The sequence below is a fragment of the Clavibacter vidaverae genome, from assembly GCF_047529985.1.
Classification (GTDB): domain Bacteria; phylum Actinomycetota; class Actinomycetes; order Actinomycetales; family Microbacteriaceae; genus Clavibacter; species Clavibacter nebraskensis_A.
This window is the reverse complement of sequence record NZ_JBLJAM010000001.1, coordinates 528,875-552,722: the sequence shown is the minus strand read 5'-3', so window position 1 is coordinate 552,722 and position 23,848 is coordinate 528,875. Positions and strand designations below refer to the sequence as shown.

23 protein-coding genes and 1 tRNA gene are annotated in these 23,848 nt (G+C 74.6%); 17 read left to right on the top strand and 7 right to left on the bottom strand.

What is annotated here, in order from left to right:
• The first annotated feature begins 9 nt into the window (after positions 1–9).
• The 5 genes from nadD to ACMT9T_RS02555 all read left to right on the top strand — a co-directional run bounded on the left by nadD (position 10) and on the right by ACMT9T_RS02555 (position 3,276).
• A complete protein-coding gene (gene nadD, locus ACMT9T_RS02575) occupies positions 10–612 on the top strand; it encodes a nicotinate-nucleotide adenylyltransferase (protein WP_116055267.1) in 603 nt (200 codons plus the stop codon).
• Positions 609–2,234, top strand: coding sequence for a hypothetical protein (locus ACMT9T_RS02570; RefSeq protein ID WP_414744100.1), 1,626 nt, complete (start codon positions 609–611; stop codon positions 2,232–2,234). Before nadD ends, ACMT9T_RS02570 begins: the two co-directional genes overlap by 4 nt.
• Positions 2,235–2,273: 39 nt before the next feature.
• Positions 2,274–2,651, top strand: a complete 378-nt coding sequence (gene rsfS / locus ACMT9T_RS02565) for a ribosome silencing factor (RefSeq protein WP_012299154.1) — start codon at positions 2,274–2,276, stop codon at positions 2,649–2,651.
• 34 nt (positions 2,652–2,685) lie between these two features.
• A complete protein-coding gene (locus ACMT9T_RS02560) occupies positions 2,686–3,102 on the top strand; it encodes a TFIIB-type zinc ribbon-containing protein (protein ID WP_414744099.1) in 417 nt (138 codons plus the stop codon).
• A gap of 101 nt (positions 3,103–3,203) precedes the next feature.
• Positions 3,204–3,276, top strand: a tRNA-Ala gene (locus ACMT9T_RS02555).
• A 99-nt stretch (positions 3,277–3,375) separates the two neighbouring features.
• Here ACMT9T_RS02555 and ACMT9T_RS02550 read toward each other — a convergent pair.
• Positions 3,376–4,299, bottom strand: coding sequence for a nuclease-related domain-containing protein (locus tag ACMT9T_RS02550; protein ID WP_414744098.1), 924 nt, complete (start codon positions 4,297–4,299; stop codon positions 3,376–3,378).
• A gap of 119 nt (positions 4,300–4,418) precedes the next feature.
• Between ACMT9T_RS02550 and ACMT9T_RS02545 the strand changes: the two genes are divergently transcribed.
• The 6 genes from ACMT9T_RS02545 (at position 4,419) to ACMT9T_RS02520 (ending at position 10,099) form a co-directional block, all read left to right on the top strand.
• Entirely contained in the window at positions 4,419–4,742 is a 324-nt protein-coding gene (locus ACMT9T_RS02545) for a hypothetical protein (RefSeq protein ID WP_414744097.1), read from the top strand.
• Between the two features lie 41 nt (positions 4,743–4,783).
• Positions 4,784–5,803, top strand: a complete 1,020-nt coding sequence (locus ACMT9T_RS02540) for an SGNH/GDSL hydrolase family protein (protein ID WP_414744096.1) — start codon at positions 4,784–4,786, stop codon at positions 5,801–5,803.
• Between the two features lie 138 nt (positions 5,804–5,941).
• Complete coding sequence (locus ACMT9T_RS02535; protein WP_414744095.1) at positions 5,942–6,730, top strand: DeoR/GlpR family DNA-binding transcription regulator; 789 nt, start codon at positions 5,942–5,944, stop codon at positions 6,728–6,730.
• Positions 6,727–7,698: a 1-phosphofructokinase family hexose kinase gene (locus ACMT9T_RS02530; protein ID WP_414744094.1), complete on the top strand. Its 972-nt coding sequence runs from the start codon at positions 6,727–6,729 to the stop codon at positions 7,696–7,698. The genes ACMT9T_RS02535 and ACMT9T_RS02530 overlap by 4 nt, the downstream gene beginning before the upstream one ends.
• 22 nt (positions 7,699–7,720) lie before the next feature.
• Entirely contained in the window at positions 7,721–9,778 is a 2,058-nt protein-coding gene (locus tag ACMT9T_RS02525; RefSeq protein WP_414744093.1) for a PTS fructose transporter subunit IIABC, read from the top strand.
• Between the two features lie 48 nt (positions 9,779–9,826).
• A complete protein-coding gene (locus tag ACMT9T_RS02520) occupies positions 9,827–10,099 on the top strand; it encodes an HPr family phosphocarrier protein (protein ID WP_086514791.1) in 273 nt (90 codons plus the stop codon).
• A gap of 74 nt (positions 10,100–10,173) precedes the next feature.
• Here ACMT9T_RS02520 and ACMT9T_RS02515 read toward each other — a convergent pair whose 3' ends face one another.
• Both ACMT9T_RS02515 and ACMT9T_RS02510 read right to left on the bottom strand, forming a co-directional pair.
• Complete coding sequence (locus tag ACMT9T_RS02515; RefSeq protein WP_414744092.1) at positions 10,174–11,685, bottom strand: SDR family NAD(P)-dependent oxidoreductase; 1,512 nt, start codon at positions 11,683–11,685, stop codon at positions 10,174–10,176.
• A 70-nt stretch (positions 11,686–11,755) separates the two neighbouring features.
• Complete coding sequence (locus ACMT9T_RS02510; protein ID WP_414744091.1) at positions 11,756–12,034, bottom strand: hypothetical protein; 279 nt, start codon at positions 12,032–12,034, stop codon at positions 11,756–11,758.
• Positions 12,035–12,149: 115 nt separating this feature from the next.
• On the opposite strand from ACMT9T_RS02510, the gene ACMT9T_RS02505 reads away from it, so the two are divergent.
• Positions 12,150–14,690 carry a DEAD/DEAH box helicase gene (locus ACMT9T_RS02505; RefSeq protein WP_414744090.1) on the top strand — a complete coding sequence of 847 codons (2,541 nt, stop codon included), beginning with the start codon at positions 12,150–12,152 and terminating at the stop codon, positions 14,688–14,690.
• Entirely contained in the window at positions 14,687–15,616 is a 930-nt protein-coding gene (locus ACMT9T_RS02500; protein ID WP_414744089.1) for an SDR family NAD(P)-dependent oxidoreductase, read from the top strand. The genes ACMT9T_RS02505 and ACMT9T_RS02500 overlap by 4 nt, the downstream gene beginning before the upstream one ends.
• Positions 15,617–15,635: 19 nt before the next feature.
• On the opposite strand, the gene ACMT9T_RS02495 is transcribed toward ACMT9T_RS02500, so the two are convergent.
• Complete coding sequence (locus tag ACMT9T_RS02495; protein ID WP_414744088.1) at positions 15,636–16,754, bottom strand: histidinol-phosphate transaminase; 1,119 nt, start codon at positions 16,752–16,754, stop codon at positions 15,636–15,638.
• 85 nt (positions 16,755–16,839) lie between these two features.
• Here ACMT9T_RS02495 and ACMT9T_RS02490 point away from each other — a divergent pair, with 85 nt between their 5' ends.
• Genes ACMT9T_RS02490 through ACMT9T_RS02480 form a run of 3 tightly spaced genes read left to right on the top strand, consistent with a single transcriptional unit; the run spans position 16,840 to position 20,029 of the window.
• Positions 16,840–17,769 (top strand): alpha/beta fold hydrolase, encoded by a 930-nt coding sequence (locus ACMT9T_RS02490; RefSeq protein WP_414744087.1) that lies wholly within the window; start codon positions 16,840–16,842, stop codon positions 17,767–17,769.
• Between the two features lie 50 nt (positions 17,770–17,819).
• Positions 17,820–18,554, top strand: a complete 735-nt coding sequence (locus tag ACMT9T_RS02485; RefSeq protein WP_414744086.1) for an esterase/lipase family protein — start codon at positions 17,820–17,822, stop codon at positions 18,552–18,554.
• Between the two features lie 50 nt (positions 18,555–18,604).
• Complete coding sequence (locus tag ACMT9T_RS02480) at positions 18,605–20,029, top strand: MFS transporter (RefSeq protein ID WP_414744085.1); 1,425 nt, start codon at positions 18,605–18,607, stop codon at positions 20,027–20,029.
• On the opposite strand, the gene ACMT9T_RS02475 is transcribed toward ACMT9T_RS02480, so the two are convergent.
• Positions 20,026–21,021, bottom strand: a complete 996-nt coding sequence (locus ACMT9T_RS02475) for an NAD(P)H-quinone oxidoreductase (protein WP_414744084.1) — start codon at positions 21,019–21,021, stop codon at positions 20,026–20,028. The genes ACMT9T_RS02480 and ACMT9T_RS02475 overlap by 4 nt on opposite strands.
• Positions 21,022–21,174: 153 nt before the next feature.
• Here ACMT9T_RS02475 and ACMT9T_RS02470 point away from each other — a divergent pair, with 153 nt between their 5' ends.
• Positions 21,175–21,741: a YceI family protein gene (locus tag ACMT9T_RS02470; protein WP_043672393.1), complete on the top strand. Its 567-nt coding sequence runs from the start codon at positions 21,175–21,177 to the stop codon at positions 21,739–21,741.
• Positions 21,742–21,844: 103 nt separating this feature from the next.
• Here ACMT9T_RS02470 and ACMT9T_RS02465 read toward each other — a convergent pair whose 3' ends face one another.
• Positions 21,845–22,777, bottom strand: a complete 933-nt coding sequence (locus tag ACMT9T_RS02465) for an alpha/beta fold hydrolase (RefSeq protein ID WP_414744083.1) — start codon at positions 22,775–22,777, stop codon at positions 21,845–21,847.
• Positions 22,774–23,817 (bottom strand): FUSC family protein, encoded by a 1,044-nt coding sequence (locus ACMT9T_RS02460; protein WP_414745851.1) that lies wholly within the window; start codon positions 23,815–23,817, stop codon positions 22,774–22,776. The genes ACMT9T_RS02465 and ACMT9T_RS02460 overlap by 4 nt, the downstream gene beginning before the upstream one ends.
• Positions 23,818–23,848 lie beyond the last annotated feature (31 nt).

Here is a 23,848-nt window from a genome sequence, read left to right as displayed (position 1 = left end):
GCCGGCCACATGACGACACCCGCGACCCCGCGCCTCCGCATCGGGGTCATGGGCGGCACGTTCGACCCGATCCACAACGGCCACCTCGTCGCCGCGAGCGAGGTGCAGCAGCACCTGCAGCTCGACGAGGTGATCTTCGTCCCCACCGGGCAGCCGTGGCAGAAGCAGACGGTCACCGACGGCGAGCACCGCTACCTGATGACCGTCATCGCCACCGCGGCCAACCCGCGCTTCACCGTCAGCCGCGTCGACATCGACCGGGCCGGCACCACGTACACGATCGACACGCTCCGCGACATCCGGCGCACGCACCCGGACGCGGAGCTGTTCTTCATCACGGGCGCGGACGCGATCCAGCAGATCCTCGGCTGGAAGGACGTCGCGGAGCTCTGGGACCTGGCGCACTTCGTGGCCGTCACGCGCCCCGGACACGACCTCACCGAGAGCGGCCTCCCGCACGCCGACGTAAGATTGCTGGAGGTGCCGGCGTTGGCGATCTCCTCCACCGACTGCCGGAGCCGAGTCGGGCGGGGCTTCCCCGTCTGGTACCTCGTCCCCGACGGAGTCGTCCAGTACATCTCCAAGCACCACCTGTATCGGAGCCCGCAATGACCCCCTCCCACGACGCGCCCGACACCGGGCGGACCTCGTTCGACGACGGTCCCGCTCCCGCGACCCTCGGCCTCAGCCGCCGCGAGATGCGCGCCGCCGAGCGCGCCCGCGCCCTGGCCCTCGGCATAGACGAGGCGGACGACGCGCCGGTCGAGGAGCCCACGGGTCCCACGGACGCCGCGTCGGCGGGCGCCCCCGAGCGCTCCGATGCACGGGAGGCCGCGGACGGCACGGCGTCGCGGCCGTCCGAGGACGCCGGATCCGGGCAGGCGACCGACGCGGCGACGACGCCCGCGGCCGAGCCCCTCACCGCCCCCGGCGTCGGCCCCGACACCTCCGCCATCCTCCTGTCGGGCGGCGTGCTCACCCGACGCCAGCTCCGCGCCATCCGGGAGGCCGAGGAGGCCGCCCGCCAGCAGCGCGGATCCGAGCACGGCGATGCCGCCGCGGCCGACGCGCCCGCGCCCGCCGACGCACCCGCCGAGGAGCGCAGCGTCCCCGCCGTCGACGACGCGCCGTCCGCGGCGTCCTCCGAGCCGGCCGTCCCGCCGTACGTGCGCTACGGCCGCGGCTCGCGTGCCACGCCGCGACCGCGCGCGCCGTACGGCAGCGCCTATCGCCGCAGCCCCGCGTCAGACGCGACTGACGCCGCCGATGCCCCGCAGGAGGCCCCGTCGTCCGACGCGGCCCCGACGACCGACGCCCCGACGGCACCCGACGCCATCGACGCCCCTCAGGTCGCCGACGCTCCCGTCGAGGACGACACCGAGCGCGGATCCGTCGAGGCGCCCGCCGCCGCGGACCGCTCCTCCGACACGCCCTCCGCCTGGCCGTTCGCCCCCATCGTCCCGTCGGGCGCTGGCGCTGACCGCGACCCGGACGCGTCCGGCGAGCAGCCGACCGTCCCGCCCCTGGCGCCGCACACGCCGAGCCGCGACGAGGATCCCCGCCCCGCGCCCTCCCTCGAGCCCGTGCCGTGGGTCACCGGATCCGCCGCGCCCACCATCGAGCCCGACTTCGGCACCCGCGCGTCCGCCGCAGCCGAGGACCTCGACACCGCCGCCTCCCGCGACCGCGCAGCGGACGCGGGCAAGGACGAGCAGTCCGTCTCCGCGCAGGCCGCGTCCGCGCAGGCCGCGGCCGACCAGCCCGCACCCGACGTCCGCACGCCCTTCACCCCGCCGACCGGTCACTGGTCCGTGCAGGACCAGGTGGACGAGGACCAGCCGCACACCGGCAACCACTTCATCCTCCCGACCGTGCCGCACGCCAACGACATGCAGCAGGCGCTCAACAGCACGGGCGAGATCATCATCACCGGATCCATCGACCTGCCCCGCAGCCTCGGCTCGATGGGCACGCACCCGGACCGCTTCGACACGGCCGACATGGACCGGATCCTCGAGCAGGGCGACGACCACGACCACGCTCCCGGCGGCACCGACTCCGAGCCCGTCCGCGCCAGCCGCGCGGTGAGCACCCACACCTCCACGCGCGCCGTCGTGCAGCCGCCGCCCCGCAAGCGCTTCACGGCGCCGGTCGTCGCGGCCGTCACGGCCGGGGGAGTCGCCGTCATCGGCGCGGGCCTCGTCATCGTCGCGTTCATGACGAATGTATTCTGATCCTCTGATGCACCACCCCACCCGTCCCGGAAGGACTCTGTGACCGCTTCTCCCCGCGCCCTCGACCTGCTCAAGGTCGCCGCCTCCGCCGCCGATTCCAAGCAGGCCATCGACCTGGTCGCGCTCGACGTCTCCGGGCCCCTGCCCCTCACCGACGTCTTCCTCATCGCCTCGGCCCGCAACGAGCGGAACGCGCAGGCGGTCGCCGACGAGATCGAGGACAAGATGATCGAGGCCGGCGCCAAGCCGCTGCGCCGCGAGGGGAAGAGCGAGGGCCGCTGGATCCTCCTCGACTTCGGCGACGTCGTCGCCCACGTCTTCACCGAGGAGGACCGCATGTACTACTCGCTGGAGCGCCTCTGGAAGGACTGCCCCGTCGTCGCCCTCGAGATCGAGCCGACGGCCTCCGCATCCTGATCCGCGTCCGCCCTGCCCGCGAGGAGCCCGTCGCATGAAGTGCCCCAACGACTCGGCCACCCTCGTCATGAGCGAGCGCGCCGGCGTCGAGATCGACTACTGCCCGGACTGCCGCGGCGTGTGGCTCGACCGCGGCGAGCTGGACAAGATCCTCGACCGCGCCGAGCAGGAGGCACGGCCTGCGCCCGCCGCCCCGGCGCCTGCCGCCCCGCTCGGCGGCTCCCCCGAGCCCGGACGGGACGACCGGCGGCGGGACGACGATCGGGATCGGTCGTACGGCTCGCGCGACGAGCGCTCGTACGGACTGCCGGACGACCGCGCGTACGGTTCGCGCGACGACCGCGGCCGGGGGAGCTCCGTCCACCCGCCTGCGGGCGGCTACGGCCAGCGCGACGGGTACGGCGGGAAGCCCCGCAAGAAGGAGAGCTGGCTTAGCGAGCTCTTCGACTGAGGCGTCCCCGCCGCCCGACCGCTCGCGAGGATGCCCTGGTCATGGGGCGGTCGGAATGTGTAGTAATGTAGACGAGTCGCTTCCGCAGGGAAGCGGAGAACGGGTCTGTGGCGCAGTTGGTAGCGCACCTGCATGGCATGCAGGGGGTCAGGGGTTCGAATCCCCTCAGATCCACCGCACGAGCCCCGCACCTCACCGAGGTGCGGGGCTCTTCTCGTCTCCAGGCAGGTTCCTCACGTGTGCGCGCCTCGTCCAGGACGGCACCGCCACGCGTCAGGCCTGCGGTCCGACACGCTCGACGTGCGCGCCGCCGGACGCGAAGAGCTCGGTCATCCGCGCGATCGCCTCCGGTGGCACCCGATCGGTGCTGCTGCGGATGACCTGCTGGATCCCCGCGGCGAGCCCAGCCGGCGAGGTGATGCGCCGCGTCGCGCCGCGCTCCTCGGTGTTCGGAGGAGCGATGACCGTGGCATCGGCATGGCTGTAGAGGACGACCGTGGAGAAGAACGGGGTGGAGCCGAGCGCGTCCCGCACGTAGGCCGCCAGCCGGATGGACTGGCGCCGCACCTGCGCGACCGGAGCCTGTTCCGCGCGTCGGAGGCGGAAGCCGCCGCCGTCCCCGTCGGACGTGATGTGCAGGACGGCGGGCGGGTCGGTGTCGTACGCGGCCAGCAGCGTGCCGAGGGACTCGTGCACGTCCCGCGGTCGGACGGTGTCGAGGACGAGCCCCTTCCAGTGCTTGTTCTCGATGATGACGGCGGCTCCCGGGGTGAGGAGGACGTGGTCGACCTGCACCAGGTACCTCCGCCTCGTCCACTCCTCCGTCCCGGTCAGGACGACGTTCGTGGCGAGGACGCCGCGGATGCCCGCCGCCGCGCACGCCGCCACGATGAGGTCGTGGGACACGCGGTCGGTCTTCCAGGTGCGCGCGAGCAGCCGACGCGCCTCACCCGCGTCGGCCTGCGCGGCACCCAACGCGACGTCGCGGGCGGCGAGCTCGGCCCTCTGCGTCGCGGCACGGGCGGCGGTGTCCGCCGCGTGCTGCGCGTCGCGGAGGGCGACCTCCTGCGCGTGACGGGCTCCCTCGTCCTGGAGCGCCGCGTCCTGGCGAGCCCGACGGCGGCGCCGGTCGACCATCAGCAGGGCGAGGGCGACGACGAGGAGGACGACCAGGATCCAGGGGAGCGCGTTCGGCATGGCCCAGGGAAGCACGCCGACCGGGTCGCGCGCCGGATCCGCTCCCCGATCGGGGGGCTGTCCTCCACTTGGGGGACCCGGGTACCGTGGCACAGGTCATCGACCCCTGGAGCTCCACAATGTCGCACGCCACCCTGCACCGGACCCACAGCACCGACCCGCACCGCACGTCGGTGGTCGGGTCCGCGGTCCTGGGGTTCCTGGCCGCGTTCGTGGTCGGCGCGGCCGTCATCGTGACCCTCCTCATCACCTCGTTCGCCCAGGGCACCGAGGGGTACGCGGGCCTCGACGTCCCCGGCGTCGTGAGCACGCGCATCGACCACGGCAGCGTGGTCACGCAGATCGGCCCGGGCGGCTTCCTCTTCCCGCTGGCCGCCGGGCTCGTGGTCGGGCTCATCGTCGCGGTCGTCGTCTACGCGCGCCAGCGCGGCGCCGAGGACTGATCCGGCCGCTCGCCGGAGGGCCCGCGCGTAGGGTCGTGGCAATGGATGCCCGCGCCGCCCGACCCGTCCACCGCCCGCTCCGCGACGGTCGTCGGGGAGCGCATCCGCGGCGACCGGTCGCCCTCGTCGGCGCGGCCGTCGCCCTGCTCATGAGCGGGTGCACCGCGGCCGACCCCGTCGTGCTCCCGAACGCGGAGGCACCGCTGCGCGTCGTCTCGCTCGGCGACTCCTACTCGACCGGCACGGGTCCCGCCGAGCCGGTGCCCGGGGATCCCGGCGTGTGCGGCCGCACGGTCGCCGGGTCCGTCCGCGTCGCGGCGGCCGAGGTCGGCGCCACGCTCGTCGACGCGGCGTGCGACGGCGCCACCACCGCGGAGCTCGCCGCGCCCGGCGAACGCGGCGGACAGCAGGTCCCCGCGCAGCTCGACGCCCTCGCGGACGGCGCCGACGTCGTGCTGGTGCGGCTCGGCGGCAACGACCTCGGCTTCCCCGCCCTGGTGGGCGGATGCCTCGCGCGGGACGCGGCGGGACCGGTCGCCGCGGGTCCCGCGACGTGCGTGGACGCCTTGGCGCCCGCCGGCGGCACCGACGCCGTCCGCGCGCGCATCGACGGCGAGGTGTCCACGCGACTGGCCGACGCCTTCGACCGGATCCGCGCCGCCGCCCCCGACGCGCGCATCGTGGCGCTCGGCTACCTCACGGTGCTCGGCGACCCCGACGCGCTGCCCGCCGAGGGGTGCCTCCGCGCGACGGCGTCGTCCGAGGTGAACGGCCAGGTGCTGCTGACCGACCGGGACGCCGCCTGGCTCGCCGGCGTGCAGCGGGCGCTCGACGACGCCATCGCGCGGGCCGCCCGGGAGGCGGGCGCCCGGTTCGTCGACCAGGAGGCGCCCACCGCCGCGCACGGGTCGTGCGTCGGCGACGCGGGGGATCCCTACGTCGCGGGCCTCGGCGGGAGCGCGGGATCCGTGCCCCTGCACCCGAACGCCGCGGGCCTCGCGTGGGAGGCGGGCGCCCTCGCGGACGTCCTCCGGAAGGAGGCGGCGGCGCTCGGGCGCTGACCCTCTCGGTCATCCGCGCCCCGGATCTCCTGCGCATGTGTGGATCTCTGTGGGATCGTGTTGCTTCTCCTGCGCATGCGGGCTACAGTGCGAGGACGCGAGGCGCACCGGCCCCACGGAGTCGAAGGAGACCACCCCATGTACGCGGAAGAGCGCCAGGACAGGGTGGTCGCCCTCCTCGAGCGCACCGGCCGCGTGGCGGTGGTGGGCCTGGCCCGCGAGTTCGACGTGACGACCGAGACCGTCCGCCGCGACCTCGCCCAGCTGGAGACGCGCGGCGTCCTCCGTCGCGTGCACGGCGGCGCCGTCCGCGCGAGCCGCTCCACCCGCGCCGAGGAGAGCCTCGACGCCCGCGGTACCCACAACACGGCCGCGAAGGCGCGCATCGCCGACGCCGCCATGGGGCTCATCCCCGCGACCTTCCAGGGATCCGTCGCGATCGACGCCGGCACCACCACCGGCCTCGTCGCCGACCGCATCGCCGCCTGGACCCCCGACGTCCCCGGCCGCACCCTCGTGGTCGTCACGCACTCCATGGTCGTGGCGCAGACGGTCAGCCGGAACCCCGCCGTGGAGGTGCAGCTGCTCGGCGGCCGCCTCCGCGGGATCACGAGCGCCGCGGTCGGGCCCGCGACGCTCGGACAGCTGTCGCGCCTGCGGCCGGACATCGCCTTCATCGGCGCCAACGGCATCCACGCGGAGTTCGGCCTGAGCACGCCCGACGAGGAGGAGGCCGCCGTGAAGACCGCGCTGACCCGGGGATCGCGACGGGCCGTCGCGCTCGTCGACGCGTCCAAGGCGGGGGAGGAGGCGCTCGTGGGCTTCGCCGCCCTCGACGACCTCGACACCCTCGTGACCGACGCCGTCCCCGACGGGCCGCTGGCCGACGCGCTGGCCGCCGCCGAGGTGGAGGTGATGGTCGCGTGATCCTCACCCTCACCGCCAACCCGAGCCTCGACCGCACCATCGACCTCGCCGGCGCCCTCGCGCGCGGCGCCGTGCAGCGGGCCCGCGGCGTGGCCGAGCAGCCGGGCGGCAAGGGCGTCAACGTCTCCCGCGCGCTCATCGCCTCCGGCCTCGACACGATCGCGCTGCTGCCCGGCCGTCTCGACGACCCGATGCTCGTGGCGCTGGCCGCCGAGCGGATCCCGCTGGACCACCTCGACATCGACGGACGCGTGCGGCAGAACGTCACGCTCACCGAGCCCGACGGCACGACGACCAAGGTCAACGAGCCCGGGCCGGTGCTGTCCCCGGCGGAGGCGGACGCCCTCGTGGCGCTCGTCATCCGCCACTCGCGCGCGGCGAGCTGGCTCGTGCTGGCCGGATCCCTGCCGCCCGGCCTCGACGACGACTTCCACGCCCGCGTGGTGCAGGCCGTGCGCGCCGAGCTCGGCGACGCCGCCCCGCGCATCGCCGTGGACTCCTCGGGGGCCCCCATGGCCGCGCTCGTCGCGTCGGGCGCCGTCGTCGACCTCGTCAAGCCCAACGCCGAGGAGCTCGCCGAGCTCGTCGGCCTCGACGACCCCGACGCGCTGGAGGCCGACCCCCGTCGGGCCCACGACGCGTCCCGGTCCCTCGTCTCCCGCGGCTGCCGGGCGGTCCTCGCGACCCTCGGGGCACGCGGGGCCGTCCTCACCACGGCCGACGGCGGGTGGCACGCCACCATGCCGCCGATCGTGCCGGTGAGCACCGTGGGCGCGGGCGACTCCTCGCTCGCGGGCTACCTGCTCGCCGACCACCGCGGGGCGGGACCCGAGGGGCGGCTGGCGCAGGCCGTCGCCCACGGATCCGCCGCCGCGAGCCTCCCCGGCAGCACCATGCCGTCCCCCGACCAGACCCGGCCGGACAGCGTCACCGTCCAGCCGCTCCTCCCGATCGCCGCCGATCGCTGACCCGTCCCACCTGGAGAAGAACATGCCATCGCTCATCACGAACCGCCTCGTGCTCCTCGACGCCGATCTCGGCGCCGACCGCGAGCACGCCGTCCGCACGCTCGCCGAGCGCGTGGTCGCCGAGGGACGCGCCACCGACGCCGACGCCCTCTTCGCCGACGCGTGGGAGCGCGAGTCGAAGACCGCGACCGGCATGGGCGGCGGTCTCGCGATCCCGCACTGCCGCTCCGCCGCGGTGACGGAGGCCACGCTCGTCATGGCCCGCCCGGCACCGACCGTCGACTTCGGCGCGCCGGACGGCCCCGCCGACCTCGTGTTCTTCATCGCCGCCCCCGACGGCGCCGACCAGGAGCACCTCGTGCTGCTGTCGCGCCTCGCCCGCTCGCTCATCAAGCCGGAGTTCGTGGAGGCGCTGCGCTCGGCGACCGACGAGGACCAGGTCGTCTCGCTCGTGGAGGGCGCGCTCGTGGACGAGCCCGCCTCCTCGACGGGCGCGCCGGCCGCCGCGGCTCCCGCTGCGTCGGCGTCGGCCCCCGCGTCGTCCGCCCCGGCCGAGGACGCGCCCGTGCTCATCGCGGTCACGGCGTGCCCCACCGGCATCGCGCACACCTACATGGCGGCCGACTCGCTCGTGGCCGCCGCGAAGCGCGCCGGGGTCGAGCTGCACGTCGAGACCCAGGGATCCTCCTCCGTCACGCCCGTCGACCCGGCGGTCATCGCGCGGGCCACGGCCGTCATCTTCGCTGTCGATGTCGACGTGCGCGACCGCGCGCGCTTCGCCGGCAAGCCCGTCATCCAGTCGCCCGTCAAGCGCGGCATCGACCAGCCCGACCAGATGGTCGCCGAGGCCGTCGCCGCCGCGAAGGACCCGAGCGCACCGCGCGTCCCGGGCGGCGCCGCCGCGTCCGCAGGATCGGAGCAGGCCTCCCCGCAGTCGTCGCAGGGCGTGGGCGCGCGCCTCAAGCGCTGGCTGCTCACGGGCGTCAGCTACATGATCCCGTTCGTCGCGGGCGGCGGGCTCCTCATGGCGCTCGGCTTCCTGCTCGGCGGCTACCGGATCTCCGACGTCGCCTCCGACATCGTGGTGCAGAACTCGCTCGCCAACCTGCCGGACGGCGGCGTCATGAGCTACCTCGGCGCCGTCGCGTTCGTCATCGGCAACGCGTCGATGAAGTTCCTCGTGCCGGTGCTCGCCGGCTACATCGCCTACGCCATCGCCGACCGCCCGGGCATCGCGCCCGGGTTCGTGGCCGGAGCCGTCTCGCTCATCATGGGCGCCGGCTTCCTCGGCGGCCTGGTGGGCGGCCTGCTCGCCGGTGGCATCGCCTACGCGATCGGCCGCATCGACGTGCCGCGATGGCTCCGGGGCCTCATGCCCGTCGTGATCATCCCGCTGCTCGCGTCCATCGTCGCCTCCGGGCTCATGGTCATGGTGCTCGGCGGCCCGATCGCGGCGCTCACCGTCGGCCTCAACGACTTCCTGTCGGGCCTCACGGGCGCGTCCGCGCTCCTGCTCGGCGTGATCCTCGGCGTCATGATGTGCGTCGACCTCGGCGGTCCCATCAACAAGGTCGCGTACTCGTTCGCGGTGGCGGGCCTCGGCGCCGGATCCATCACCGACCAGGCCCCGTGGGCGATCATGGCCGCGGTCATGGCCGCCGGCATGGTCCCGCCGCTGGCCCTCGCGCTCGCCTCCACCGTGATCGACCGCCGCCTGTTCAGCCCGGCCGAGCGCGAGAACGGCAAGGCCGCGTGGCTCCTCGGCGCCGCGTTCATCTCCGAGGGCGCCATCCCGTTCGCCGCCGTCGACCCGCTGCGCGTGATCCCCGCGAGCATCGTGGGCGGCGCCGTCACGGGCGCCATGGTGATGGGCCTCGGCGTCGTGTCGCAGGCTCCGCACGGCGGCGTGTTCGTGCTCTTCGCCATGAACGGCACGTTCCTCGGCTTCCTCGCCTCGGTCGCGGTCGGCACCGTCATCTCGGCGTTCCTCGTCGTGCTGCTCAAGCGGTTCACCGCGAAGCGCCCCGAGGCCGTCGCCGAGGCCGCGTCCGCCGACCAGGGCGTGCCCGTCGCGGCCTGATCCCGTCCCCGTCCCCGTCCCATCCGCATCACCAGAAGGAGAACGTCCATGACCGAGCGCACCGCCACCATCGGCAGCCGCGTGGGCCTGCACGCCCGACCCGCATCCCTGTTCATCGAGGCCGTGCGCCGCACGGGCGTGCCGGTCAAGATCAGCAAGCCGGGCGGCACGCCGCTCGACGCGACCAGCATCCTCTCGCTGATGAGCCTGGGCGCGGCCAACGGCGACCAGGTCGTGCTCACGGCCGAGGGCGACGGCGCGGACGCCGCGCTCGACGAGCTCGCCGCGCTGCTCGAGTCGGACCTCGACGCCGTCGAGTAACAGCCACCGAGACGAGAGGCCCGGACACCGCGATGCGGGTCCGGGCCTCTCGTCGTGTCAGGCGCTGCGGCGGATCACCACTCGGCGACGCGGTAGTCCTTGAGGAAGACGCCCGAGATGTCCTCGCCGGCCTGGCCCATGACGATGGGGTCGTAGACGCGCGCGGCGCCGTCCACCAGGTCGAGCGGGGCGTGGAAGCCCTCCTCGGCCAGCCGGACCTTGGTGGGGTGCGGGCGCTCGTCGGTGATCCAGCCGGTGTCGACGCTCGTCATGAGGATGCCGTCGGTCTCGCGCATCTCGCGCGCCGACGTGCGGGTCATCATGTTGAGCGCGGCCTTGGCCATGTTGGTGTGCGGGTGGCCGGGGCCCTTGTAGGCGCGGGCGAACTGGCCCTCCATGGCGCTCACGTTGACGACGTACTTGCGGCGGGCCGTCGAGGCGGCCATCGCGGGCCGCAGCCGGCTGACGAGGAGGAACGGCGCCGTGACGTTGGCGAGCTGGACCTCGAGCATCTCGAGCGGGTCCACCTCGTGCACCACCTGGGTCCAGCTGTTCGCGTCGTGCAGGTCGGGCACGAGGCCGCCCGCGTCGATGGCGGTGCCGGCCGCGAGGCGCGCGAGCGAGGAGGACCCGGCGGTCATCGCGAGCTCGGTGACCTCGGCCGCCGTGATGCCCGTCGCCGTCGAGAGGATGGGGTGCGCCGCGACGCTGGCGGCGAGGGCCGCGGGGTGCGCGTCGTTCGTGTGGCCGAACGTGAGCAGCTCGGGGATCGGCCCGTCGGGCAGCGGCGCCGACTCCGCCTCGGACAGCGGCGCGTAGGAGCCGGGGGAGCGGCGCACGGTCTGCGCCGCGTTGTTGATGAGGATGTCGAGCGGGCCCGCTGCGGCGACCGCGTCGGCGAGGCCGATGACCTGCGCGGGGTCGCGGAGGTCGAGGCCGACGACGCGCAGGCGGTGCACCCACTCGTGCGCGTCGGGCAGGCCGGCGAAGCGGCGGACGGCGTCGCGCGGGAAGCGCGTGGTGATGGTGGTGTGCGCGCCGTCGCGGAGGAGCCGGAGCGCGATGTGCATGCCGATCTTCGCGCGGCCGCCCGTGAGCAGCGCGCGCATGCCGGTGAGGTCGGTGCGGGCCTCGCGCTTGGCGTGGTTGAGCGCCGCGCAGTCCGGGCAGAGCTGGTGGTAGAAGGCGTCGACCTGCGTGTAGTGCTGCTTGCAGATGTAGCAGGGGCGCGAGCGGAGGAGCGTGCCCGCGGTGGGCGCGGCCGTCGTGATGGCGAGCGGGATCCCGCGGGTCTCGTCGTCGATCCGGTCGGGCGCGCCCGTGGCGGTGGCGGCGACGACGGCGCGGTCGGCGCTGGCGACGGCCTCGCGCTTCTCGAGCCGGCGGGCCTTCTTCACCGACTTGAACATGGAGGCGGTGGCGCGGCGGACGGCGACGAAGTCGGGGTGCTCCTCGTCGATGTCGGCGAGCGAGCCGAGGACGCGCAGCGTGACGGCGAGGTCGGCGGGGTCGATGGCCGCGTCGGGAGCGGGGGCGACGGGATCCGTGGGAGCGGCGGGGTCGTCGGGGAGGGCGTCGGAGGGCACAGGAGATGATACCCGGGCGGCGAGGCCCGGTCGGGCGGCGGCGGTCGTCACGACGACCGCGGCCGCCGCGCTACATCGTGGTCGCGAAGCCGATGGCGGCGGCGATGACCGCCCAGAGCGCGATGGTGACCACCACGAGCGCGATGAGCCCGGTGCGGCGGTCGCGCCAGCGGGCGCGCTCCGCCTCGGCGTCGACCGGCGCGGCGTCCGGCCCGGCCGGCGCGGCCGAGGTCGGGTCGGCATCCCGGGCGCCCGCATCGGGGGTGGTCGCAGCGCCCTCCACGGGCGGGACGGCGGTCGGGTCGAGCGGGACGCGGTCGGGTCGGGGGTCGAGCGGGGTGGAGGGCATCCGGTGAACGTACGCGCTGCCGCCCGTCGTTCCCTGCCACCTGTGGACAACTCCGGATGCGGTGCCGCACGCCCGATGCTCCCGGGCGGGATCCGTGGGGGAGGATGGACGCATCATGCCCGACACCGCCCTCGCCCCCACGCTCACCGAGGAGGCGGCCCGGCTGGCCGTGGACGGGGCGACCGACGACGCGATCTACGACGCGTTCGCCGAGTGGGCGCTGTCGCAGGGCATCGAGCTCTACCCCGCGCAGGACGAGGCGGCGCTCGAGATCGCGTCGGGCGCGCACCTCATCCTCTCGACGCCGACGGGCACGGGGAAGTCGCTCGTCGCCGTCGCGGCGCACTTCTCGGCGCTCGCCCGCGGCCGCCGCTCCTATTACACGGCGCCGATCAAGGCGCTCGTCTCCGAGAAGTTCTTCGCGCTGGTGGAGCTCTTCGGCGCCGCTCAGGTCGGGATGGTCACGGGCGACTCGTCCGTGAACCCGGACGCGCCGATCATCTGCTGCACCGCCGAGATCCTCGCCAACCGGTCGCTCCGCGGCGGCGCGGACACCCCCGTCGACCAGGTCGTGATGGACGAGTTCCACTTCTACGCGGATCCGCAGCGCGGCTGGGCCTGGCAGGTGCCGCTCCTGCTCCTCCCGCACGCGCAGTTCGTGCTCATGTCGGCGACGCTCGGCGACGTCACCGACCTCGCGGACGACCTCACGCGCCGCACGGGCCGGCCGACCGCGCGCATCACGGGCATCGAGCGGCCCGTCCCGCTCTTCTTCCACTACGCCGTGACGCCCGTGCAGGAGACCGTCGAGGAGCTGCTCGATACGAAGCAGGCGCCCGTCTACATCGTCCACTTCGCGCAGGCCGCCGCGCTCGAGCGGGCGCAGGCACTCTCGAGCATCAAGATCGTGTCGCGCGAGCAGCGGGACGAGATCGCGGACCTCATCGGCGGCTTCCGCTTCAGCACCGCGTTCGGCAAGACGCTGTCGCGGCTCGTGCGGTCGGGGATCGGCGTGCACCACGCCGGCATGCTGCCGAAGTACCGCCGGCTCGTGGAGCAGCTCGCGCAGCAGGGGCTCCTCCGCGTCATCTGCGGCACGGACACGCTGGGCGTCGGCATCAACGTCCCCATCCGCACGGTGCTGTTCACCGGCCTCACGAAGTACGACGGCACGCGGATGCGGCAGCTCAACGCGCGCGAGTTCCACCAGATCGCGGGGCGCGCGGGCCGGGCCGGCTATGACACCGCGGGCACGGTGGTCGCGCAGGCGCCCGAGCACGAGACCGAGAACCTGAAGATGCTCGAGCGCGCGGGCGACGACGTGAAGAAGCGCCGGAAGCTCGTGCGCAAGAAGGCGCCGGAGGGCTTCGTCTCGTGGGGTGAGCCGAGCTTCCGGAAGCTCATCGACGCGGAGCCGGAGCGGCTGACCTCGAGCATGCAGGTGAGCCACGCGATGATGCTCAACGTCATCGCGCGCGGCGGCGACGTGTTCCAGAACATGCGCGCGCTCGTCGAGGACAACCACGAGCCCCGGATCCGCCAGCTGGCCCTCGCGCGCCGCGCCCTCGCGATCTACCGCACGCTCCGCACCGCGGGCATCGTCAGCCAGGAGGCGGACCCGGACGGCGGGCCCACGCGGATCACGCTGACGGTCGACCTGCAGGCCGACTTCGCGCTCAACCAGCCGCTGTCGCCGTTCGCGGTCGCGGTCTTCGAGCTGCTCGACCGGGAGTCGCCGACGTACGCGCTCGACATGGTCAGCGTGGTCGAGGCGACGCTCGACGACCCGCGGCCGATCCTGTCGCAGCAGCAGTTCAAGGCCCGCGGCGAGGCCGTGCAGGCGATGAAGGCCGACGGCATCGAGTACGACCAGCGCATGGAGCTGCTCGAGACCGTCACGCACCCGAAGCCGCTCGAGCAGCTGCTCGACCAGGCCTTCACGACCTACGCGGCGAGCCAGCCGTGGATCGGCGACTTCGCGCTCAGCCCCAAGTCGGTCGTCCGCGACATGTACGAGCGGGCGATGAGCTTCAGCGAGCTCGTCTCCTTCTACGGCCTCATGCGCTCCGAGGGTCTCGTGCTGCGCTACCTGTCCGACGCGTTCCGGGCGATGCGGCAGACGATCCCCGACGAGGCCAAGACCGAGGAGCTGCTCGACGTGATCGAGTGGCTGGGCGAGCTCGTGCGCCAGGTCGACTCCAGCCTCCTCGACGAGTGGGAGGAGCTGTCGCACCCCACCGCCGCGCCCGGCGACGCCCCCGTGCTGCCGCCGGCCCCGAAGCTGCTCACGTCGAACACGCGCGCGTTCCGGATCCTCGTGCGCAACGAGATGTTCCGGCGCGTGCAGCTCGCGGCCCGCGAGGACCTGCAGGCGCTCGGCGAGCTCGACGGCGCCGCGGGCTTCGACGCGGACGCGTGGGGCGACGCGCTCGACGGATACTTCGGCGAGTACGACCGGATCCTCACCGACGGCGACGCGCGCAGCCAGGCGCTCGTGACGATCGAGGAGCGGCCGACGGAGTGGATCGTGCGCCAGGCGCTGCACGACCCCGAGGGCGACCACGACTGGGGGATCGAGGCGACGGTCGACCTCGGCGCGTCGAACGAGGCGGCCGAGGCCGTCGTGCGCGTGACCCGCGTGGGCACCCTCTCGTGAGCGTCGCGCCTCGCCTACCCGACCTCGCGGGGCGGACGATCCTCGTCACGGGCGCGAACGGCGGCATCGGCTTCTGGACCGCGGTCCAGCTCGCCGACGCGGGCGCGCGCGTGCTGCTGGCGTGCCGGTCCGCCGAGCGCGGGGACGCGGCCGCGCGGGCGCTCACCTCGCGCGTGCCGGGGGCCGACGTGGAGGTGGTCGCGCTCGACCTCGCCAGCCTCGCGAGCGTGGAGGAGTGCGTCGCCGCCGTCCGCGAGGACCTCGACGCGATCGTCGCCAACGCCGGCCTCACTCCCGCGGGCGGCCGCGCGCGGCGGCGCCGCACGACGGTCGACGGGTTCGAGGAGCTCATGGGCACCAACGCGCTCGGCCACTTCGCGCTCGTCGCCGGCCTCGCGCCGCGGCTGCGGGCCGGCGGGCGCGTCGTCATGCTCGGATCCCTCGCCCACCGCTTCTCGCCGCTCGACCTCGGCGACCTCGCGGGGGAGCGCCGCATGCCGGCGCTCGTCCGCTACGGCCGGTCGAAGACGGCGTGCATGATGATCGCGTCGGAGCTCGACCGGCGCTGGCGGGCGGCCGGATCCGACCGCGTCGCCGTCTCCGCGCACCCGGGCTGGTCGGTCGACGCGCTGACTCCGCCGCAGGATCCGGCTGCAGGTCCGCGGGGCGGCACCGCCGCGCGTCGCCGGGTCGCCGGGGCGGGCCGCGTGCTCGTGCAGGGCAAGGACGCCGGCGCGTGGCCGGTCGCGCATGCCGCGGCGGCCGACGGGGTCACGGGCGGGGACTCCTGGGGACCGGGCGGCCCGCTCGAGCTGAAGGGCGCGCCCGCTCCCGCCTTCGTGGCGGAGCACGCGCGGTCGCGGGCGGTCGCCGAGCAGCTGTGGTCCGCCGCCGAGGACGCGACGGGGATCCGCTTCCGGCCCTGAGGTCCGCCGCGCGGCGGGCTCAGCCCCGCGGCGTCCCGAGCACGTCGTCGAGCGCGTCACGGAAGGCGGCCGTCTCCTCGGGCGTGCCGACGGAGACGCGCAGCCAGCCCTCGGGGCCGGTCTCGCGGATCAGGACGCCCCGGTCGAGCAGGCCCTGCCACACCGCGTGCCGGTCGGGGAACCGGCCGAACAGCACGAAGTTGGCGTCCGACGGCGCGACCTCGAACCCGCGGCCGCGCAGCCACGCGACGAGCCCGTCGCGCTCCTCGCGCAGCGACGCGACCTGCGCGAGCAGCACGCGGCTGTGGCGGAGGGCGGCGGTCGCGCTCACCTGCGTGATGCGGGACAGGTGGTACGGCAGGCGCACGATGCGGAGCGCGTCGACGACCGCGGGGGAGGCCGCGAGGTAGCCGAGCCGACCGCCCGCGAACGCGAACGCCTTGCTCATGGTGCGCGAGACGAGGAGGCGCGGGTGGTCGGGGAGCAGCGAGATCGCGGTCGGCACGCCCTCGCGCCGGAACTCGGCGTAGGCCTCGTCGATGACGACCACGCCCGGGGCGACGGACAGGACGTGCTCGATCTCGGCGATCGACAGCGCGGTGCCCGTCGGGTTGTTCGGGCTGGTGAGGAAGACGACGCTCGGCTGGTGCTCCTCGACGAGTTCGGTGACGTTCGCGAGGTCGAGCGTGAAGTCCTCCGCGCGTCGGCCCGAGACCCACCGCGTGAGCGTGTTGCGCGCGTACTCGGGGTACATCGCGTAGTGCGGGGCGAAGGAGAGCGCGACGCGGTCGGTGCCGCCGAAGGCCTGGAGCACCTGCTGCAGGACCTCGTTGGATCCGTTCGCCGCCCACACGTTCTCCGGCCCGAGCTCGAGCCCGCTGTCGGCGGTGAGGTACCGCGCGAGCTCGGTGCGCAGCTCGAGGAACTCGCGGTCCGGGTAGCGGTTCAGCCCGCGGGCGGCCTCGAGCACGGCCTCGCTCACGGCGACGGCCACCTCCTCGGGCAGCGGGTAGGGGTTCTCGTTGACGTTGAGGAGCACGGGCACGTCGAGCTGCGGGGCGCCGTAGGGCTCCTCGCCGCGGATCCCGTCGCGGAGGGGCAGGTCGGCGAGGGTGGCATCTGACCAGTCGGGGCTCATCGGGTCTCCTCGGGAGTCGGCGGGTGTCCATCCTCCCATCGACCGGGAGCGCGGCCGCCCGGGGGCGGACGGCTAGGGTCATCGGATGCGCTCCCCCCTCGCCCGGCTCGACCGCGTCCGGCGACCGGGGGACGTGCACCGCACGGAGTCCACGCCGCCGCGCTGGCTCCTGCTCTCGCGCCGCTACGGCTCCCGCGCGATCCCCGTCGACCACGACCTGGAGCGCCGCACGGTGCTCGGGTTCCGCATCGCGATCAAGGTGTTCCGCTCGCCGGGCCCCAACGCGGGGCGCACGACCTCCAGCGCTCCCGTGGGCATCGGGGGGACGGGAGCCGCGGGCCGCCGGCCGTCCTTCGTGCTCGTGCACGGGATCGGCGTCTCGTCGCGCTACTTCCACCCCGTCGCCGCGTTCCTCGCGGAGCACGGCGACGTGCTGGCGATCGACCTGCCGGGCTACGGCGAGTCGCCGCGCGTGCGCCGGGACGTGACGCTCGCCGACCACGCGGACGTCGTGGCGGAGGTGATCCGGCTGCACGGGCTCGTCGACCCCGTCGTGGTGGGCCACTCGATGGGCACGCAGATCGTCGCGCAGCTCGCCGTCGACCATCCGGAGGTCTCGGACCGCCTCGTGCTCATCGCGCCGACGCTCCCGCCGCGCGTGCGCGGACTCGTCAGGGCCGCGCTCGCGCTCGGGATCGACACGCTCCGCGAGCCGCTGCTGTCGAACGCCGTGGTGCTCGGCGACTACTTCCTGCGCTGCGGGATCCCGTACTACCTCCGCCAGCTGCCGCACCTCATCGACGACGCGATCGAGGAGCGGGCGCCGCGGATCCGCGCCCGGACGCTCGTGGTGGTCGGCGACCGGGACGCCGTGGTCGACCGTGCGTTCGCACGCGACCTCGCCGCCCGGATCCCGCGCGGCGCGTTCCACCTGGCCCGCGGCCCGCACGTGGTCATGTTCACGGACCCGCTGGGCGTGGCGCGCGCGATCGTCGAGCACGCGCGGACCCGCTGACCGCGACCGCGCCTGCGACCGTGCCCGGCGCACGCGGGCAGGATGGACGCGTGACCGCCGACGCCCCCGCCCCCCTCCCGCAGCTGTCGGTCCTCCGGAAGGCGCTCGACTGGGCGCTCGACTACGCCTACGTCCTCCGCTGGCAGCTCGCCGCCACCTTCTCCCGCGACGACGCCCGCTCGTTCGAGGACGGGCGCGACGACCGGCCGTCGATCCTGGTGCTGCCCGGCGTCTACGAGCGCTGGCAGTTCATGCTGCCGATCATCCGGCGGCTGCACGCGCGCGGCCACGGCGTGCACGTGGTCGGGTCGCTCGGCGCCAACGTCGGCCGCGTCGCCGAGATGTCGCGCCGGGCCCGCGCGTACCTCGAGGCCGAGGACCTGCGCGACGTGATCGTGGTGGCGCACAGCAAGGGCGGCCTCATCGGCAAGCACCTCATGGCGTTCGGCGACCCCGACCGGCGGATCCGGGCGATGGTGGCGATCAACGCGCCCTTCGGCGGGTCCTCCTACGCGCGCCTCTTCCCGGTCCGCAGCATCCGCGACTTCTCGCCGCGGAACGCCGCGCTCGTGGAGCTCGGCCGGTCGCGCGAGGTCAACGCGCGGATCACGAGCGTCTTCGCGCGCTTCGACCCGCACATCCCCGGCGGCAGCTCGCTGGACGGCGCGACCGACGAGCGCGTCGCCGCCTCGGGCCACTTCCGGATCATGGGCGACGAGGACGTGCTGCGGCGCGTGGAGGCCGCGATCGACCGGGCGGGGAGGCCGGCGGCGCCGCCCGCCTGACCGGCCGTCGCGCGCGCGGGGCGGCCCCGGCCGCGGCGCATACTGGGCACATGCCCGACCCCGCCGCCCCCGCCCGCCCGGACGGCGCGCTCGAGGGCCGCGGCCGCACGGTGCTCGTCGTCGCGATCCTCGCGTCGTTCGTCGCGTTCCTCGACGGCACGGTCGTGAACGTCGCGCTGCCCGCCATCGGCGAGGACCTGGGCGGCGGCCTCGTCGTGCAGCAGTGGGTGGTGGACGCGTACCTCATCACGCTCGGCGCGCTGATCCTCCTGGCCGGCTCGCTCTCCGACGCCTTCGGCCGCGTGCGTGTGCTCCGCTGGGGTCTCGTGGGCTTCGGGGTGACCTCGCTCGTGTGCGCCGTCGCGCCCGGCGCCGGGGTCCTCATCGCGGCGCGCGCGGCCCAGGGCGCGGCCGGCGCGCTCCTCGTTCCGAGCTCGCTCGCGCTCATCGCGCAGGCGTTCCGCGGCCCCGCGCAGTCGCGCGCCATCGGCTCGTGGACGGCGTGGACCGGCACCGCGATGCTCGTCGGTCCCGTGCTCGGCGGCGTCCTCGTGGACGCGCTCGACTGGCGGCTCGTGTTCGGGATCAACGTCCTCCCCATCGTCGTCACGCTCGTGCTCCTCGCCCGCCTGCCGCACGACGCCCCCGCGGCCGAGGGCACGCGAGTAGACGTGCCCGGCGCGGTGCTCGGGGCCCTCGGGATCGGCGGCCCCGTCTTCGCGCTCATCGAGCAGTCGCGGCTCGGCGTCGGCCACCCGCTCGTGGTCGGCAGCCTCGTCGTGGGCGTCGTCTGCCTCGTCCTCTTCGTGCTGCGCGAGCGCCGCACGCCGCATCCCATGCTGCCGCTCTCGCTCTTCCGCGAGCGGGACTTCCTCGTCGGCAACATCGCGACCGTCGGGATCTACGGCGCGCTGTCGCTCGGCGGCTTCGTCATCGCCGTCTTCCTGCAGCAGACCGGCGGGCTCTCGGCGACGGCGGCGGGCTTCGCGCTCGTGCCGACCACGGTGATCATGCTGCTGCTGTCGACGCGCTTCGGCGCGCTGGCCGGCCGCATCGGGCCGCGGCTCCTGATGGGCGTGGGCCCGATCGTCGCGGGCGGCGGGTACCTGCTCATGCTGCGCGTCGCCGAGCCCGTCGACTACTGGGGCCAGCTCCTGCCCGGGATCCTCGTGTTCGGGCTGGGCCTGTCGATGACGGTGGCGCCGCTCACCTCCACCATCCTCGAGGCCGTGCCGTCGGCGCAGGCGGGCATCGCGTCCGCGGTCAACAACGCGGTGTCGCGCGTGGCCGGGCTGGTCACGATCGCGGCCATCGGCCTCGTCGCGGGCCCGGAGCTCGACGTCGCGGCGTTCCACCGCGTGGTGCTCGTGACGGCGGCGCTGCTCGTCGCGGGCGGCCTGGTGTCCCTCGTCGGGATCCGCTCCCGCCGCCCGGCGCCCGCCGACGGGCCGGCCCGGACCGCCAGCAGCACCTAGACCGCCGGCAGCGCCTGGACCGCCAGCAGCACCTTGCCCACGTGCTGCGACGACGCCACGTGCGCGTGGGCCGCGGCCGCCTCGGCGAGCGGGAACACGCGGTCGACGACCGGCCGCACGGATCCGTCGGCGACGCCCGGCCACACGTCCGCGCGGACGGCGTCGACGATGCGCGCCTTGTCGTCGGCGCCGCGCGCGCGGAGGGTCGTGCCCCAGATCCGCCCGCGCCGGGCCATGAGCTGCCCGATCGCGATGCTGGTGGGCGCGCCGCTCTGCGCGCCGATGACCATGATCCGGCCGTCGCGGGCGAGCGCGCGGATGTCGCGGTCGATGTAGTCGCCGGCGATCGCGTCGAGGATCACGTCGGCCCCGTGGCCGTCGGTGGCCTCGAGGAGCGCCTCGACGAAGTCCTGCTGCCGGTAGTCGATGAGGACGTCGGCGCCGAGCGCGCGGCACGCCTCGAGCTTCGCGGGGCTGCCCGCGGTCACGGCGACGCGGGCGCCGAGGCGCGTCGCCAGCTGGATCGCCATGGTCCCGATGCCGCTCGACCCGCCGTGCACGAGCAGCGTCTCGCCGGGCTGCAGCGCCGCGTCGAGCACGACGTTCGACCACACGGTCGCGACCACCTCGGGGAGGCCCGCGGCCTCCACGAGGTCGAGCCCGTCGGGCACGGGGAGGACGTGGCGCTCGTCGACCGCGACGAGCTCCGCGTACCCGCCGCCCGCGAGCAGCGCGCACACGCGGTCGCCGACGCTCCACCGGCTCGCGCCCGAGCCGACCGCCGCGACGGTGCCGGACACCTCGAGCCCGAGGTGCGTCGGCGCTCCGGCCGGCGGCGGGTAGGCGCCCTCGCGCTGGCTGAGGTCGGCGCGGTTCACGCCCGCCGCCGCCACGCGGATCAGGACCTCGCCGGGCCCGGCCACCGGATCCGGCAGCTCGGAGAGGGAGAGGACGTCGGGGCCGCCGGGGGAGGGGAAGGTGATCGCACGCATCCCGCCACGGTACGCCCGCGACGCGCGACGACCGGCCGCCACGAGAAGTACATGAACTCGCAACGAAATATGGGAATGGATCCCGGATCCATGCGCTTGCATATCTTCGAGGCCGTCGGCCGCACCCATGACCCCTGTACGAAAGGCACGCACATGAGCGACACCACCACCGTCCCCGGATACATCGCCGGCACCTGGACCATCGACAAGACCCACAGCTCGATCGGCTTCAGCATCCGCCACATCATGATCAGCAAGGTCAAGGGCACGTTCAAGGACTTCGACGCCGAGATCGTCACGGGCGCCACCCCCGAGCAGAGCTCCGTCAAGGCCCACGCGACCATCGCCTCGATCGACACGAACGAGCCGAACCGCGACCAGCACCTCCGCACCAACGACTTCTTCGACGCCGAGAACCACCCCACCATCGACTTCGTCTCCACCGCCGTGCGCGTGGAGAAGGACGGCGACGCGAAGGTCGACGGCGAGCTCACCGTCCGCGGCGTCACCAAGCCCGTCACGTTCGACGTCGAGTTCGGCGGCTTCGGCGGCGACCCCTACGGCAACACCAAGTTCGGCGCGACGGCCACCACGGTCATCAACCGCGAGGACTTCGGCCTGACCTACAACGCGGCCCTCGAGACCGGCGGCGTGCTGCTCGGCGACAAGGTCACCATCACGCTCGACATCCAGGCGGTCCTCGCGACCCCCGCGGCCTAGCGATCCCCGGCCGGGCACCGTCCCGGCCGCCTCCGCCCCGCGCGGATCCGACGCCCCCGCTCCCGTCAGGGACCGGGGGCGTCGTCGTTCCCGGGGGCCGTCCTCAGGGGACGAGGTCGAGCGCGCGCAGCGTCTCGGCCGGGCGCTCGACGTGCGCGAAGTGGCCGGCGTCGCGGATCACGGCGGAGCGCAGCGTCGGCACGGTGCGCGCCAGCAGGTCGAGGTCGTCGGGGGAGACGAAGACGTCGTCGTCGCCGCGCACCGCGACGACCGGGCACGCGATGCGCGCCCACAGCCCGTCGGCGTCGTAGCCGCGCGTGACCTCCGCGGCGAGCGTGAACGCGCGCGGCCGGGCCTCGGTCGCGATGGCGGCGACGATCGAGCGGCGCAGGTGCCAGCCGTGCGCGAAGAGCGGGAGGGCGACGGCGCGCATGAGGCGGATCCTGCCGACGCCGCGGATGAGCGCGGTGCCGGGGCGGCCGAGCCGGCGCATGGTGCGCATCACGCCGAGCATCATCGTGAACCCGGGGATGAGGCGGAAGTCCCGGACGGGGTGCGCGACGCTCCGGATGACCGAGTACGTGGTGGGCGAGACGAGCGCGACGGACACGGCCCGCGCGGGATCCCGGGCCGCGAGGTGCAGCGCGATGAAGCCGCCCATCGAGTGGCCGACCAGGCGCCAGCGCGCGTAGCCGAGGCCGTCGACCACGCGCGCGACGGCGTCGGCGATCGCGTCGACGGTGGCCTCCGCGTCGGTCGCGTCGAGCGGCGAGCCGCCCCAGCCGGGCAGGTCGATCGCGACGACGTCGGCGAAGGCGACGCCCGCCTCCCGCGCGGTGCGGATGAGCGGCGTCCAGGTGGTCCAGGATCCGGCGGCGCCGTGCAGCAGGACGGTCGCGGTGTCCGAGCCGCGGTGCTCCGCGTGGTGGTGCCGCACGGGTCCGAGCGCGGTGGGCGTGGTGCCGCGGACGAGGCCGGACGCGCGCGGATCCGGCTCGAGCTCGAGCGGGCTGTAGCCGGGGAGCGGGCGCGTCACTCGGCCCCGCCGATGATCTCCGAGCGGATCCGGCGGATGTCCTCCAGGAGCGAGCCGATGAGGATCCAGTGCTCGTCGCTCGGCTGCAGCACCACGAGCGGCGCCGTGAGCGCGGGCTCCTCGTGCGGCCCGGCGGTCGCGTCGTCGTCGCCCGGGAGCGCGTGCTCGGCGAGGAGCCGCACGTCGTGGGCGGCGCGCGTGAGCTCGGTCGCGATGCCGCGGACGACCGGCTCCTCGGCGAGCGACGCGTCGTAGCGGTCGTGCACCGCGCGCGTCATGCCGACCACGCGGTTGACGAGCACCGTGAGGGTCGCGAGCAGCTCCCGGTCGGCCTCGAGCAGCGCCCGGTGCCGCCGCCGGAGCGGGTTCAGCGTGAGGCTCTCGAGCCCCCGGTCGACCTCGGCGACGGCCTTGGTGTGCCGCGGCCGGAGCTCGCGCGCCCGGGTGAGCATGCGGTCCAGCTCCTCACGGTCGACCGGCTCGGACAGCGCGCCCGCCAGCCGGTCGAGGGCCGCGGCGCAGTCGCCCGCGAGGCCGACCACCGCGCGCCGGCTCGCCTCGTGCAGCACGGGCGGGGCGATCGCGATGTTGACGACCACGCCGATGGCCGCCCCGAGGATCGTCTCCACGATGCGGTCGACCGCGTACACGGGCGAGAGCTGGCCGATGGCGAGCACGAGCATCGCGCTGATGGGGATCTGCGTGCTCGACCCGGGCGTGAGCCGGAACACCCAGCCCACCAGCACGGCCACGACGACCGCGGTCAGCACCACCCAGCTGGACGTGCCGAGCGCCAGGCCGAGGACGAGCGCGAGCAGCACGCCGGTGATCACGCCGAGGCTGCGCTCGACCGCCTTGCCGAAGGTCTGGTTGATGCTCGGCTGCACCACGAGGAGCGCGGCGATGGTCGCGAAGATCGGCAGCTGCGCCGGCAGCAGGGCGATGCAGACGAACCAGGCGATGATCGCGGCGACGGAGGTCTTGACCACCTGCACGAACGGGATGCGCGTGGTGGTGCGGACGGTCGTGGTGATGCGCACGTGCGGCCTCCGGCGGATCTCGGGTGCCCCC